We start from the raw sequence: 14,522 nt of genomic DNA on the forward strand, positions 1-14,522 counted from the left end.
GCTCTCATGATGTATCAGCCCCCCCCGCAAAGAACAAGTACACACACGGTCTTGTCATCTTCATGTTTTTTCGCGTATTGTCATCAACAATAAGGAGTCTTTCATGGAAAAAGAACTGTTGCTCGCCATTGGGGATGATCGCGCCGCGTCCTACAACCTTCGCTTTCTCAAGAAAACATTTACGGCATTCTGCGATCTCAAGTTGACTCTCTTCTATGTCACGCCACTCAAACCCAGCTGGGAAGTGGACGAAAGCAAAATTGTGCCTCGTGGGTCCGGCTTTGATGAATTTGTCAAACATTCAAAACACAAAGGAGAAAAAGCTCTTACTGATGCCAAACAATGGATTCAGGATGTCGCGGGATGCTCGGGTGAAAACGTCAGAACCAAAGTCGTCCACTCCCAAAAAGGCACTGTACGCGAACTCATCGACGAAGCGCACAAGGGAATGTATGATGCTCTGCTCCTGGGACGCAAAGGCTTTTCCTGGTTCGAAGATCTCTTCACGAACTCGGTGTGCCACAAGATGCTCTGGAGCGACATAGACTTCCCCATCTGGATCTGCAAACGGCCGCCTGACACGCCACTCCAGGATGTCTTATTGGCCATGGACGGGTCCAAGGCCTCTCTACGCATGGTCGATCATGCCGCCCATATGCTGGCCGAAGAGGAACATACTCTCACCCTGTTTCATGTTGCCCAGCAAGGGTTTGAATCCGCCCGCAGTGCCCGTATTTTTGATGAAGGACTGGCCATTCTCGATGAACACGGCATTGCCGAAGATCGTATAGAACTCAAAATGGTCACCGCCCGAAATGTGGTCAAGGCAATCACCAAAGAAGTCAAGGAAGGACATCATACGGCTGTCGGTGTTGGCAAGCACGGCGCTCATGCCCAATCTTCCGTGCAGGGAATTTTTCCCAGTTCAGTGACAGTCAACCTGATGCGACAGCTTGAACACACCGCCCTCTGGGTTAGTAAATAACCCTCGTTCTCCCCCGGCCCATCCCCCCGGATCGGCCCGACTGAAATCGGCTTGTCCTTCAGGTACAAGCCTTTTCTTTTGCTTTGAACTCCACGCATTTCCCCTCGGCTCGACAAGACTGCACATATGGACTATTCCTGTGCCCGCCGCTGCACACAATTTTGTCATACAATTTTGTACTCTGGCGAATGTTTTTCTGTTTAACCGCGACTTCCACAAGGATTTTTCATGAAAAAGTGTCCCATTATCACTGTAACCAGTCTGATCATCATGACCCTCATGGCCATGTCGGCAGCCCCGGCCCTGGCGGCGGATTCGGCCAAGGGAGCCGCCAATGCGCAAGCCTTCGGAATGCTGACACTGATACCGCCCCTGGTCGCCATTCTTCTCGCTTTCATCAGCAAAAATGTCGTACTCTCCCTTTTTCTGGGCGTCTTCTCAGGCTGTTTCATGCTTGATCTGCGTGGGTGGGACATATACTCCGCCGTGCTGGACGGGTTCATGCGTCTCTCCACCGAAATTCTGTTCTCTCTTGCAGACACATGGAATGCGGGCATCGTCCTTCAAGTTCTCGCCATCGGCGGACTCATCGCCCTGGTTTCGAAAATGGGCGGCGCGCAAGCCATTGCCGAGTCACTGGCCAAGTGGGCAAAAACACCCCGCAGTTCACAGCTCGCCACCTGGATCATGGGACTTTTTATCTTTTTCGATGACTATGCCAACTCCCTCACCGTTGGCCCGATCATGCGTCCTGTGACCGATACCATGAAAGTTTCGCGGGAAAAACTTGCTTTCATCATCGATGCCACAGCCGCACCGATTGCGGGCATTGCCCTGATCTCCACCTGGGTCGCCTATGAAGTCGGACTCATCCGTGACGGATACCAGATGATCGGAGTGCAGGCCAATGCCTATGGTGTTTTCGTCGAGACCATCCCATTTCGGTTCTACAACATCTACATCCTGATGTTCATCCTCTTCTGCATCTGGTTCATGCGTGATTTCGGCCCCATGCATACCGCCGAAGTCCGCGCCCGCAAGGAAGGCAAGGTACTGGCAGATACCGCCACTCCGATGGCTGCCGAAGAATCGGCCAGCCTCACTCCCGCATCCCATGTCGTCCCTTCTGTCTGGAGCGCCATTCTGCCCATCGGCACACTCATCGTTGCCGCTTTTCTCGGTTTTTACTTCAATGGCTACCACGCCCTTGAAGACCCGGCTCTCATTGCCGCCATTGATGCTTCCCCGACCAGCTTCACCTCCATGCGCACCTGCTTCGGAGCATCCGATGCTTCCGTGGTCCTTTTCCAGGCTGCGCTTATCGCCAGTCTCGTTGCCATCTTCATGGCCGTTATCAAACGGGTCATGCCCATCAAGGAAGCCATCGAGACTTGGGTCACCGGCGTCAAATCCATGAATATCACTGCTGTGATCCTGCTCCTGGCATGGTCACTGTCCGGTGTCATCAAGGAGCTGGGCACTGCCACGTATCTCGTTTCCATTCTTTCGGAGACACTGCCGCCTTTCCTGCTCCCTTCGATAATCTTCATCCTCGGTTCCATAATATCCTTCGCAACCGGAACGTCCTACGGCACCATGGGCATCCTGATGCCCCTTGCCATCCCTCTTTCCTTTGCACTGAATCCGGACCCGAACTTCGTCATTCTCAATGTCGGGGCAGTCCTCACCGGAGCGATCTTCGGTGACCACTGCTCACCTATCTCCGACACCACGATCCTCTCTTCCATGGGAGCGGCCTGCGATCATATCGATCACGTCAAGACACAGCTCGTCTACGCCGTGACCGTGGCTTTTATCGCCATCTTCGCAGGATACATTCCCGCAGGACTTGGCATGCCAGTTCTCATCACACTGCCAGTGGGACTTCTGATCACCGCGCTTATCGTCCGCTTCGTCGGCAAGCCCGTCGAAGCATAATCCGGACGCACTCAGGACCTGAAAAAAGGCCGGTTCAGCATCTGCTGAACCGGCCTTTTCTTTTCTCTCTCAACCGCCCTCTTCCAAGTCTCGAAAATCGTTTCGGCCCATATTTACATAAGCATCGTGCGCCATGACAAAGTGTCACGCATCATGGTCATGAAACACCACGGAGGGGAAAAGGCGCAGGGAAGCGCCCCCCCTACACTCTTATTGATCCTGAGGGAGAACGTTCGCCCGGCCCTTGCTGTAGGCAACGCTCCGAGGATTCTGTTTGAGCGCGGCCTCAAGCTGCCGGGTCAGGAGCGTATAGCTGGTGATGGCCCCTTCATTGGTCGTCACCGTCACGTACACTTTCTGACCTCGGCGAGGATTGAAATACACGGTATCCGGCAACCGCCTCTGCCAGCGAGCTTCCATGGTCTTGCAGCCGCCCACGAATTCCTGCGGGATGAAAGGCGTCACGCCGTACAGTTTCTTGAAGGTCACCTGTTTGAAGGTGCCATCGGAATTATTGCTCACGACCTTGATACTGACGACTTCCGCGATAGCCTTGATCTCGGAATCTTCAGCCAGCAGGGCAAGATAGTCGGTATCACCGGCATTGACCGGGATTGAGGCCAGTAGAACAAACAGAGTGGCAAGAAAAAATCGAATTATCATATAGAGTTGGGATCCCATGCAACAGTTTTGAACCAGACAAGGCGAAACCGTAGCCCAGCCCGGACCATTTCGCAAGTGGCGGCAGAGGAAAATATATTTGCTATGAGCACGAATAATGCTGGACGAATAAACCATACTAGTTTAGTCGGAATTTAAAAAACAGAGCACCCGATATGGAGTGTGGAGGTAAATATATGGGAACTGTCCAAGCAGTGAATATCAGCGACCGCAAAGGCGAGAAAAAACACGAAGTCAGCGAAATATGGCTCCGGGAGGATTTCGGCGTGGAGAATGACGCCCACGGCGGAAGTGAACGTCAAGTCAGCCTCTTGGCTCTCGAATGTATCGAAGATATGAAAAAAGCACTGGCAAGCCTTAAGGCCGGTGACTTTGCCGAAAACATCACCACCACCGGCATCATCGCCTCCCGGTTGACGCCAGGCATGCGTGTCGCTGTGGGAGACGCACTCATAGAGATCACACAGATAGGCAAGACCTGCCACAACGGCTGCGCCATCCGCCGGGAAGTCGGCTCCTGCATCATGCCCAAGGAAGGCATCTTCGGCAGGGTTCTCCAGAGCGGCTGTGTCAGAAAAGGTGATGGCATCGAAGTCCTCGGCCTTTTCCGTTAGTCTCCGTTCAGCCCTGATTTCATACTCAGATTGATCCGACCCCTTTTCTGGTCCAGGCCGATGACCGTCACGACAACTTCACGTCCCGGAGCGACCACTTCCGAAGGATCACGTACGAACCGATCCGCAAGCTGACTGATATGAACCAGCCCGTCCCGGTGGACACCGACGTCCACGAATGCACCGAACTTGGTCACATTGGTCACAATGCCGGGCAGCCTCATGCCTTCATGCAGGTCAGCGATATCGTTGATTCCCTCGGTAAAGGAAAAAGCGGAAAATTCGGCGCGCGGGTCCCGCCCCGGCCTGGAAAGCTCTGCCATGATATCACGCAATGTAGGGAGCCCTACTTCTTCGGAAACGTAAGAATCCATGCTGATTCGGGTACGGGCCTCCGGTTCGTCCATCAGTTCCCTGACAGAACACCCGGCATCCCTGGCCATATTCTTGACCAGGGCATACCGCTCCGGGTGGACGGCACTGGCATCCAGAGGTTCCTTGCCATGCACACGTAAAAAACCCGCTGCCTGCTCAAAGGCCTTGGGACCGAGCCGTTTGACTTTGAGCAACGCTTTCCGCGAAGTAAAAGGGCCATGCTCGTCTCGATGGGCGACAATATTGCCTGCCAGAACCGGGCCCAAACCAGAGACATGAGCCAGGAGTTCCGCACTCGCCGTGTTCAGATCAACGCCCACCGAGTTGACACAACTCTCCACGACCTGATCAAGCCGCTTCTTGAGAGCACCCTGATCGACATCATGCTGATATTGGCCCACCCCGATGGACTTGGGGTCAATTTTGACCAACTCGGCCAATGGGTCCATGAGTCTACGGCCGATGGAGGCAGAGCCTCTCACGGTCAGGTCCAAATCAGGAAACTCCCGGCGAGCCACCTCCGATGCAGAATAAATTGATGCCCCGGACTCATTGACCAGTACTGCTGGAATAGAGAGATCAAGGGTACGGACAAAGGCCTCGGTTTCCCGCCCCGCTGTACCGTTGCCTATGGCTATGGCCTCAATGGTATAACGGCCACAGAGCGTGCGAAGCGTCGCAGCGGCATCCTCCTGCTGTTTCTTCGATCCCACCGGAAATATGGTCGTGTACTCCTTGAGTGCTCCCTGAGCATCAAGGACGGTGAGTTTCGCACCGGTCCTGAAGCCGGGGTCCAGCGCCAATACCCGCTTCTGTCCAAGAGGAGCAGCCAGCAATAACTCCCGCAGGTTGGACGCGAAAACACTGATGGCCTCTTCATCCGCCCGTCTCTTGACCTCGGCCCGCACTTCATTCTCCAGTGAAGGCCCAAGGAGCCGTTTGTAGCAATCATCCATGGCTTCAGCGACCAGCCGTGCGTCCGCACCGATGCCCCGGACAACGGAATTTCGCAGCAAACCAGTTGCCTCCTCTTCGGGAGGACGAAGAGAGAGCTTCAAAAATTTCTCATTTTCGCCCCGAAACATCGCCAGCGCACGATGTCCCGGAATCCGAGCCAGAGGTTCATCCCATTCGAACCAGTCCCGATAAGTGGCCCCGGCCTCTTCCTTACCCTTGGCAACACGCGAGACAAAACGGCCTCGTTTGACAAAAAGTGCTCGCATGGCCTGCCGAGCCTTGGAATTCTCACTGATATTTTCAGCGATAATATCTCGCGCACCAGCCAGCGCCGCATCCGTGTCCGGGACACTCCGCTCCGGATTGTCCTTGTCATCACTGATAAATCGAGTTGCTTCATGATGAGGATCGCTCCCTTTCTGGGCAAGGAGCAGAAGGGCGAGCGGTTCGAGACCGCGTTCCCTGGCCATGGCCCCACGAGTCCTTCGCTTCGGCCGGTGAGGGAGATAGATGTCTTCCAACTGCGCCTTGTCCCGGGCCTGCTCCACCGCCTGTTTGAGTTCCGGGGTCAGCAAATCACGCTCGCCCAGAGAGGAAAGAATGGCCTCACGCCGTTTATCCAGCTCGAGCAGGCTCTCCAAGCGATCACGAACTGCGGCCACAGCCACTTCATCCATGGTTCCGGTCGCCTCTTTACGATACCGCGCGATGAAGGGCACGGTCCCCCCTTCGTCCAGGAGCGTAACAACTGCTGCGACATGATGGTTCTTGAGAGAAAGTTCCTTCCCTATAATGCCGATATATTTGTCATTCATATATTCATACTGGGTTAAAGTGTGCCCCTGTTGGACCTTGAATCAGGAAGAAGGTCAAGAAAAGAGTGCACGTTGCCGGCAAGGAAGAGATAGTGCCTTTGATCACGAAGAATATCCCCGATATGGCTCACGCCAAACTCTCTGGTAAAGTGAATTGTTTTGGCTGTTTTCTCGCTGTCAAAGTTTTATGCCTCCTGCCCGGCAGATTCGGCACCAGGCAGCAATACAGGTGTGACAGTTTTCTAATACCCGAAAATCAACCAACGGTGTACGATTGTCCTAAACTCATAAAAATCCTTTGCAACAGTGTGTTCAACGGGATGTGTTCAGCGATTATTCAAACTTTTGACCAACAGAGGAATACCCATGAAATCCTTTCGTTTCACTCTCATTCTTGCCCTTGTTTCCTTTTGCCTGCTGTGCTCGGCAGCATTGGCCGGGACACCCAAACACATCGTGACAATGGTCGCAACCGACGACGTTAACAGAGCGGCGATGGCCATTGAGTTTACCCATGCGGCGATGATTAACAAGGGGTTGGATGCCACCATCTTTTTCAATGTGTACGGAGTCAATCTCGTCAATAAGGAAATGCCATCCCCTCTATATCCCAATGGCAAGAGCATCAGAGCCATGCTGGAATCCTTTATGAAAGACGGAGGCTCGGTCCTGGCCTGCCCCATGTGCATGAAAAATGTGGGTGGCATGGAGAACGCAGACCTCATGCAAGGCGTTGTAGCACAAAAAGGCGGCGGCATGACAGCCGTGACGCAGCCTGACACACTGGTTCTGAATTACTAACCGTCTCTTTTCCATAAAAAAAAGTCGGGCAAGCAGAAAGCTTGTCCGACTTTTCCTTTGAGAGATGTCGTGCCTTAGAGAACCTTGAACTTTCTGCTGGAACCATCCCGGTTATCAACAAGATGGACCGAGCAGGCGATACAGGGGTCAAATGAGTGGATGGTACGGAGGATTTCCACCGGCCGATCCGGGTCAGGACAGGGACAGCCAATGAGAGACTGCTCTGCCGGGCTGAGTTTGCCCTCGGCACAACGGGGGCCGAGATTCCAGGTAGATGGCACTACGAGCTGGATATTTTCGATCTTGCTGTCCTTGATACTGATCCAGTGTGAAAGGGCACCGCGAGTCACGCAACACAATCCGACGCCTCTGGCCGTATCCGGCATCGTGTATTTCTTGTAAATCGAATCATCGCCGGATTTGATTCGCTCTTCAGTTTCATCAATCCACCCTTTCATGCGTCGGGTAAGCATGGTGGTTTCCACCACTCGACTGATGGTCCGTCCCATGGTGGAAAAGAGCTGATCCGGCTTCATGTTGGCAGCGGAAAAGAAATCATCGAGCATGGTTTTCGTTTCTTTTTCGCCCTTGGCATAGGCAAGGGCGCGGCGAGCCAGGGGGCCTGTCTCCATAGGTTCTGTCTTGTATCTTGGAGCCTTGGACCACGAATACTTTTCCTTGTCCTCATAGCTTGTGTAATTCGGTTCGGTCTTGCCGTCATAGGGCTTGAGCGCCTCATCCCCCTTGTACCAACTTCGGGAGACATGTTCCGCGATATTATTGATATCCATCTTGTCATGTTTTCCCAGATCATTGCCCCAGAGAACCCCGGATTTGAAATAGGGGTCCTGCCCTGATGACGGATCATGGAAATCACTGAACGCCATGAAATTGGACGTTTTCCCATATCCGAGAGCTTCGGGATACCGCTGGGTCATGAGCAGGATATCCGGCATCATGGCATTCTCGGCGAATTCCAGAACCTCTTCCCATATTTCGCGAAAATGCCCGATGACTTCCGGCCTGAGTGAATCGTAGCATGACATGCCACCCACCACCATGGACTGCGCATGGGGATTCTTTCCTGCAAACAAAGCCATGGCCCGAGCCAGCTTGAGCTGTACACGCAAGCCCTCAAAATAATGATACGTCATGATCAGATTTTCTTCGGGCGTAAAACGGTATGCCGTGTTACCGCCAAGGAAATACGCATTTTCCAGAAAGCCAAGTTGGCCGGAAGCCACGAAATCCTTCAACCTCTTCTGCATGATATAGAGCTCGGCCGGGTTATCGCCACGTTTGCTGGTCTGCCCCACCAGTCTGCCCGCCTTGGCCGGGTCGGCTTTGGTTGCGGCAGCCATGTCAATCCAGTCCAGCCCGTGCAGGTGGTAGTAGTGAACAAGATGATCATGAACAATGAGAGCGGAAAGGATCAAGTGACGCATCAATTGCGCCAGAGGAGGCACTGTGAGATCCAGGGCATCCTCAATGGCGCGAATACTCGTCAGGGCATGAGTATTGGTACACACCCCGCAGGTCCGCTGGGTGAACAGCGGAGCATCCTCGGGAGGTCTGCCTTTGAGGATGGTTTCAATGCCGCGAAAAAGCTGGGTGCTGACCCAGGCATTCTTGACATGGTCGTTATCAAGCTCCACCTCGATTTTGAGGTGACCTTCGATCCGCGTCACCGGATCAACGATCAGCCGTTTTCGGGTGCTGGTTGCTGTGGTCTGACTCATATGGAATTTCCTCCTTTCGGACAGCGCGGGTTAGCTTTTGGGACCGTCCAGAATAGGTGAGAAGAAGGGCGAATAGTCGTCCCAGAAGTTGGGTTCGCTGCATCCGATACAGGGGGCACCGGCCTGTACGGGCCAGTTGACCTGATTGAACAGTGCCGTGGGGCAATTATTATAAGTATACGGCCCTTTGCAGCCCAATTGGTACAAGCACCACCCTTTCTTGGCCTCGGGGCTGTCGAAACTCATGGCGAACTCACCCTTGTTGAAATGCTCCTGACGGGGGCAATGTGCATGAACTGTGTCACCGAAGAATATTTTCGGGCGATTCCAGGTGTCGAGCTTGGGCATGCCCTTGGTCAGCAGGTGGACCACGGTTCCCACGAAATTCATGGGATTGGGCGGGCAGCCCGCTATGTTGATGGCCTCAACTCCCACGGCTTTCAGGGCGTCGTTGACCCCCTTGGCTCCCGAAGGATTCGGCTTGGCCGACTGCACACCGCCGAAACAGGCGCACGACCCCATGGCGATGGTGGCCTGAGCCTTGGACGCTACTCGGGCGCAAAGCTGAAACATGGTTTCCCCACCGACTTTGCCGTATTCGCCACCATGCCGGGTGGGAATACCACCCTCGATGACGCAGATAAACCCTTCCGGGTTGTCGAGTGCCTTTTCCAGAGCATGATGCGCGGCCGTCCCTGCCGCAGCCATAACCGTTTCGCAATAATCCAGCGAAATGGTACTCATGATGATTTCATCAAAATACGGTTCATATGCCCGGAGCAGTCCTTCGGTGCATCCGGTACATTCGGCACAGTGCAGGTAGACCACCGAAGGACGCTTCTTGGTAGTCAGGGCGTGAGCTATCTGTGGCACAAAGGCCGGTCCCATACCGAGAAAAGTGGCCATGACACCACAGAATTTCATGAATTCACGACGGCTCGGCTTCTTGTCACCAGCCATCATTTTCAAAGAGTCGAATTTGTTCGCACTTGGCATGCGAGCCTCCTTTCGGCTAGCTTGGCTTGTGGCAGGCAGAAGTACAGCCCACCGGATTCTTGCCACCCTGAGACCGCATCAGGGTATGACACCCCAGACAACTTGGCGGTCCATCGGAATGCCAGGCCCGGTAAAATCCTGTCTGGTCATCGGGGTCATCAGAGCTATGACATTGTCTGCACGGCACAAATTCTCCCAGAGTTTTGTCGCTCTCCTTGTGGTGACATTTCTGACAGGGAACCCTGATGGCATGAAAACCATGCGGGAATTTGACTTTGGTAATCCAGGCGGCCAGGGGTTTGTTATCATCCGGTCGTTTCAGAACCACAGTATCCGGCACTGTATAGGCCGACGCCACGGTGACGATGACGGCAGTCACTGCCGCCGTGGTGAAAAGCAGAACCTTGCGGAACATGTCTCCTCCATTTCATAAGTTGAAACCACATCATAGCGTAGGATACGCTCCTGATATCCGGGAGATATTATTATTTCCGATCCGGTCGGATATGATGAGAAGGTCAAAGCAACCGCCATCACAAAACGGAAAATCCGGAAAAGAGAGGTCCGTCTCCAGACCATGCTACTTAAAAGCTCCGGCCTCGATATTCAACCGCTTGAGAATCTTCTGCAAAGCCACTCTGGACAAACCGCTGTGCCGGGCCGCTGCCGAGACATTTCCCCCGGATTGGGTGAGCAATTCCTCGACATAGGTTCGAGTGAAATTATCGACCACTTTCTCTTTGGCATCCTTATATGGAGCCAGGCCCGAAGCAGTGTTACAATGGTTTCCATCCAGCCCTTCCACCAGACGCAAGTGGGGCAGATCAAGCAATTCACCGGAGGAGAACACGGCAAGACGCCGTACAAAATTCTGGAGCTCCCGAACATTGCCCGGCCAGCTTTTTGTCGTCAAATATGCCACGGCCTCCGGGGTCATGCTTTTGGGTTTGACCTTCATCTCTTCACAGGAAAGAGTTAAAAAATGACGGGCAAGGATGACAATGTCATCGCACCGCTCTCGTAGGGCCGGGACATTGATGTTCAATACATTGAGACGATAGTATAGGTCTTCCCGGAAAGAGCCGTCCTTGATCTTATCCTCCAGAGGCTGGTTGGTGGAAGCGAGGATACGGACATCTACGGGAATGGTCCGGCTGGACCCCACGGGCCGGATTTCACCCTCCTGGAGCGCGCGGAGCAACTTGGTCTGGATCCCCGGAGAAATATCCCCTATTTCGTCCAACAACAACGTCCCGCCATCAGCAGAAACAAAAATCCCCTTGCGGTCGCGGTCCGCGCCGGTAAATGCCCCTTTTACATGCCCGAACAATTCGCTTTCCAGCAACTGGTCCGGGATAGCGGGACAATTGACAGTGAGCAAGGGGCTGTTTCTCCTCCCGCTCAGTTGATGAATCGTCTGGGCGACCAACTCCTTGCCCGTACCGGATTCGCCCCTGATCAGGACCGTATAATCGGACCCGGCCACGGCCTGGACTCCATCCTTCAAGCGGCGCAGAGGAAGACTGTCTCCCACCAATTCATTGGAACCGCACTGCCTTTCCAGCAAGTCCTGCAAACGCGAGTTTTCACCCAGTAGACGAGCGCGCTCAAGCCCCCGTTCCACCGTGAGGAACAAGTTCTCCGGGGCAACGGGTTTTGTCAGGAAATCATACGCGCCGACCTTGAGCGCATCCACTGCGGTTTTGACTGTCCCGTAAGCCGTAAGCATGATCACGCCTAGCTCGGGCTGCATAGCCTTGGCCCGCCGCAATAATTCCACTCCATCCATGCCTGGCATATTCAGGTCCGACAGCATCAGCCCGAAAGAATCAGACTGTAAAAGAGACAGAGCTTCAGCAGCGGAAGAGACGGCCTTGATTCGTTCATCAGGAAAACGACGGCTCAATAAACGCGCCAATCCAACGGCAAAATCGACTTCGTCATCAACGAGCAGGATTCCTACTTTCTGTGTCATCACATGCTCCCTTTGTCCGAACGGTTGACCGGAAGGCGAAGTGTGAAGACCGCGCCACTGAGATTCTTCACCTCAATGGTTCCTCCCAATTCATGGGCTAGTCCATAGACGACAGCCAATCCGAGGCCGGTTCCCTTGCCCACTTCCTTGGTGGAAAAAAATGGGTCGAACACCTTGCCCTGATCCGCTTCCCGAATGCCCGGACCGTTGTCCGACACACTGAGGATAATTATATCTGCCGATGAATCATAGTCTGCCGAGACATCAATACGCCCGGTGTCCGACTCCACGGCATCAAGACTATTTTTGAGAAGGTTTGCCAAAATCTGCTCCACGGACTGTTCATTGACTGCGATGGACGGGATTCCTTCAACCATGGATCGATGTACGGAAACCCCCTTTTTTTCAGCCTGGACACGGAAGATATTGACCGCATTCTCGATGACTCTCCCCATATCCACTCTCCCCGGAAGGTTTTGTTTGGGTCGGGCAAAGTTCAAAAGATCCTGCAAGACGTTTTCAGCCTGGGTCGCATGCTTGATGATCACATCAACATCACTGGACAGCGTCTCGCTTGACTCTCCATCCTTGATCAATTCAGCATAGCACTTGATGACCCCCAATGGATTGTTGATTTCATGGGCCAAGCCTGCTGCCAACTGTCCAACCGTTGCCAACTTTTCACTCTGCTGCATGGAAGCGAGCATCTGCTTTTCCTGCGTGACATCACGGACATAGACCACGCCGCGCCCCTCCTCAGCAGTTCCCTCGGCAACCGGGAAAACGTTTACGGAAAAAGCCCTGCCATCCTCGACTTTCACTTCGCGGGAAAGTGTTTCGCCCAATTCCAAGGCCGTATGAAGCGGACAATGTCCGAAGACACCACCATTTTCGAACAGGGCAGAACAGGAGACATCGTCCAGCCTGCCGCCGAAGGAACCTGACAGGGCACGGGCGGCCTCGTTGGCCAGAACCACACTGCATGCGCCATCCATGAGCAGCAGGGGATCACTGATACCTTCGACAATGACCTGAAGCATGTCCTTTTGCCGAACCAGGTTGTGCAAGGCGGCCAGGTTTTCCATGGCAATACCCAGTTGTTGGCCCAAGGCGCGCAGGACATTACGATCCTGCTCCGTAATCCGGGCACCTTCATCCCACTTCAGACAGAGGATACCTTCGGATGAACAATCTGACGCCGCAACGGGAATATAGGCCCTGCCGGGTTGATAGTACGGTTTGACCTCGGTCAAGATCTCCTTCCAACCGGTAGGCAGATCCGGTTTAGCCGTTCCCTCCGGCCATGTATAATATGTCTGCGAGGCGAGCATACAAATAAAACCTGCCTCGCGTGCCCGAAAACGCTTGACCACGAGAGGCAAAGAATACTCCCACATCTGGCGTCGGGAATTGCTCTTGTTCAATCCGTCCAGCAGCTGAACAAACAGGCCGACATCTGCCCGGCGTTCCTCGGCCTCGAATTTCAATTCCCCGGTTCGGACCTCGACCATCTGTTCCAAATTTTCCGAATGCTGCCTCAGTTGATAGTGCATTCCATGAATATGGTCTCCCAATTCCTCAAGTCCCTGCACCACTTCCTCGATTTCGTCCCCCTGTTCCAGCTTTTCGATAAGCCCCAATTCCGCCTCTTCCTGAAAGAGTATTCGAAACCGATCCGTAACCCGACGAAGTTTGCTCATGACCACCCGATTGAAAAACATCTGGACCAGAGCATAAAAAAGAACCATGCCACCGCCATAGAGGAGAGCATATCCGGCCGTGGCTTCGCGTATCTTACTTAACGCTCCTTCCAGCGGCACGCCGACAACCACCAGACCTGCCACCTCACCCAGAGTATGACCAAACCCCCGCTCGGTGCCATACCGCTCCAGGAGGACAGGCGGAGCATCCTCAGGGACGCCGTGACAGCTCAGACAGGATGCGCCAAAAACCACAGGGCGCGCCTTGACAAAATAATCCCGCCCCTCCACTTCACGATTCCCTTCCCAGAAGGCTTCTCCGGGGTGGCTCTTGAAATACTCCAGAAGTTCCCGCTCATTCGTATTGGTCTCAAACAGAGGATTCCTGGCATTATCGGCAACCCGCCGATAATAGTATTCCGAATGAGCCACATTGAGCCGATCCATGATTGCCCGTGAAATATAGGAAGAGGACATGGCCTCAATGACAAACTCTCCCTCCGGCAGCGTGCTGTACATCTTGGGTCTGAGGATTTCCCGCACGTAGCTCTGCACACTCGTGACCTGACTGAAAACCAGGTCCGCCTTGTCCCTCACCTGTGAATCCAGCAGGGAACTGAGATGAAAATACAGGCTCGACGCAAAAAAGACACCAAGCAACAGAACTATCGCTCCCAATCCCATAAGGAATTTGGCCTGAAGATTCTTCGGTCCGAAAACACTCATGTGTCACTCCGGGCATGGTGCCCCTGTCATGAAAATATACCTGGACGCCGCCGACCGACGCAGAAACCGACCATACCTCACTTTATTCCATTTTACCAAACAGATGACATCACACACGAAAAGCGCAAACTGCGGGTTGCTGACTGCTAAGTCGAGTTAGCAACTTCTGTTTTGTCCATCCACAGTAAGTCCTTTTATTTCAAGTAGATAACATTTTAGT

At 53.7% G+C, this 14,522-nt stretch carries 11 protein-coding genes; 4 read left to right on the plus strand and 7 right to left on the minus strand.

Translation table 11 applies throughout. The features are described from left to right. Positions 1–103: 103 nt before the first annotated feature. Together BN4_RS10205 and BN4_RS10210 are read left to right on the plus strand one after the other, a co-directional pair. Positions 104–985, plus strand: a complete 882-nt coding sequence (locus BN4_RS10205) for a universal stress protein (RefSeq protein ID WP_015415309.1) — start codon at positions 104–106, stop codon at positions 983–985. A gap of 228 nt (positions 986–1,213) precedes the next feature. Next, on the plus strand, positions 1,214–2,923 hold the full coding sequence (locus BN4_RS10210) for a Na+/H+ antiporter NhaC family protein (RefSeq protein WP_015415310.1): 1,710 nt from the start codon (positions 1,214–1,216) through the stop codon (positions 2,921–2,923). A 210-nt stretch (positions 2,924–3,133) separates the two neighbouring features. Here BN4_RS10210 and BN4_RS10215 read toward each other — a convergent pair whose 3' ends face one another. After that, positions 3,134–3,586: a hypothetical protein gene (locus BN4_RS10215; RefSeq protein ID WP_041720287.1), complete on the minus strand. Its 453-nt coding sequence runs from the start codon at positions 3,584–3,586 to the stop codon at positions 3,134–3,136. A gap of 194 nt (positions 3,587–3,780) precedes the next feature. On the opposite strand from BN4_RS10215, the gene BN4_RS10220 reads away from it, so the two are divergent. Next, the gene (locus tag BN4_RS10220) at positions 3,781–4,218 is read left to right on the plus strand and encodes an MOSC domain-containing protein (RefSeq protein ID WP_015415312.1); all 438 of its coding nucleotides are present in this window, start codon (positions 3,781–3,783) and stop codon (positions 4,216–4,218) included. Here the strand turns inward: BN4_RS10220 and BN4_RS10225 are convergent. Beyond that, on the minus strand, positions 4,215–6,365 hold the full coding sequence (locus BN4_RS10225; protein WP_015415313.1) for a Tex family protein: 2,151 nt from the start codon (positions 6,363–6,365) through the stop codon (positions 4,215–4,217). The two genes, BN4_RS10220 and BN4_RS10225, sit on opposite strands and share 4 nt — an antisense overlap. Before the next feature lie 366 nt (positions 6,366–6,731). Here BN4_RS10225 and BN4_RS10230 point away from each other — a divergent pair, with 366 nt between their 5' ends. After that, the gene (locus BN4_RS10230) at positions 6,732–7,166 is read left to right on the plus strand and encodes a DsrE family protein (protein WP_015415314.1); all 435 of its coding nucleotides are present in this window, start codon (positions 6,732–6,734) and stop codon (positions 7,164–7,166) included. Between the two features lie 74 nt (positions 7,167–7,240). Here BN4_RS10230 and BN4_RS10235 read toward each other — a convergent pair whose 3' ends face one another. The 5 genes from BN4_RS10235 to BN4_RS10255 form a co-directional block, all read right to left on the minus strand. Continuing rightward, complete coding sequence (locus tag BN4_RS10235) at positions 7,241–8,905, minus strand: nickel-dependent hydrogenase large subunit (protein WP_015415315.1); 1,665 nt, start codon at positions 8,903–8,905, stop codon at positions 7,241–7,243. A gap of 30 nt (positions 8,906–8,935) precedes the next feature. Next, the gene (locus tag BN4_RS10240; RefSeq protein WP_015415316.1) at positions 8,936–9,901 is read right to left on the minus strand and encodes a hydrogenase small subunit; all 966 of its coding nucleotides are present in this window, start codon (positions 9,899–9,901) and stop codon (positions 8,936–8,938) included. A gap of 16 nt (positions 9,902–9,917) precedes the next feature. Beyond that, positions 9,918–10,316, minus strand: a complete 399-nt coding sequence (locus BN4_RS10245) for a cytochrome c3 family protein (RefSeq protein ID WP_041720289.1) — start codon at positions 10,314–10,316, stop codon at positions 9,918–9,920. 165 nt (positions 10,317–10,481) lie between these two features. Then, positions 10,482–11,876 carry a sigma-54-dependent transcriptional regulator gene (locus tag BN4_RS10250; protein WP_015415317.1) on the minus strand — a complete coding sequence of 465 codons (1,395 nt, stop codon included), beginning with the start codon at positions 11,874–11,876 and terminating at the stop codon, positions 10,482–10,484. Beyond that, positions 11,876–14,302 carry a c-type heme family protein gene (locus BN4_RS10255; RefSeq protein ID WP_015415318.1) on the minus strand — a complete coding sequence of 809 codons (2,427 nt, stop codon included), beginning with the start codon at positions 14,300–14,302 and terminating at the stop codon, positions 11,876–11,878. Before BN4_RS10255 ends, BN4_RS10250 begins: the two co-directional genes overlap by 1 nt. Positions 14,303–14,522 lie beyond the last annotated feature (220 nt).

Source organism: Pseudodesulfovibrio piezophilus C1TLV30 (genome assembly GCF_000341895.1).
GTDB classification, from domain to species: domain Bacteria; phylum Desulfobacterota; class Desulfovibrionia; order Desulfovibrionales; family Desulfovibrionaceae; genus Pseudodesulfovibrio; species Pseudodesulfovibrio piezophilus.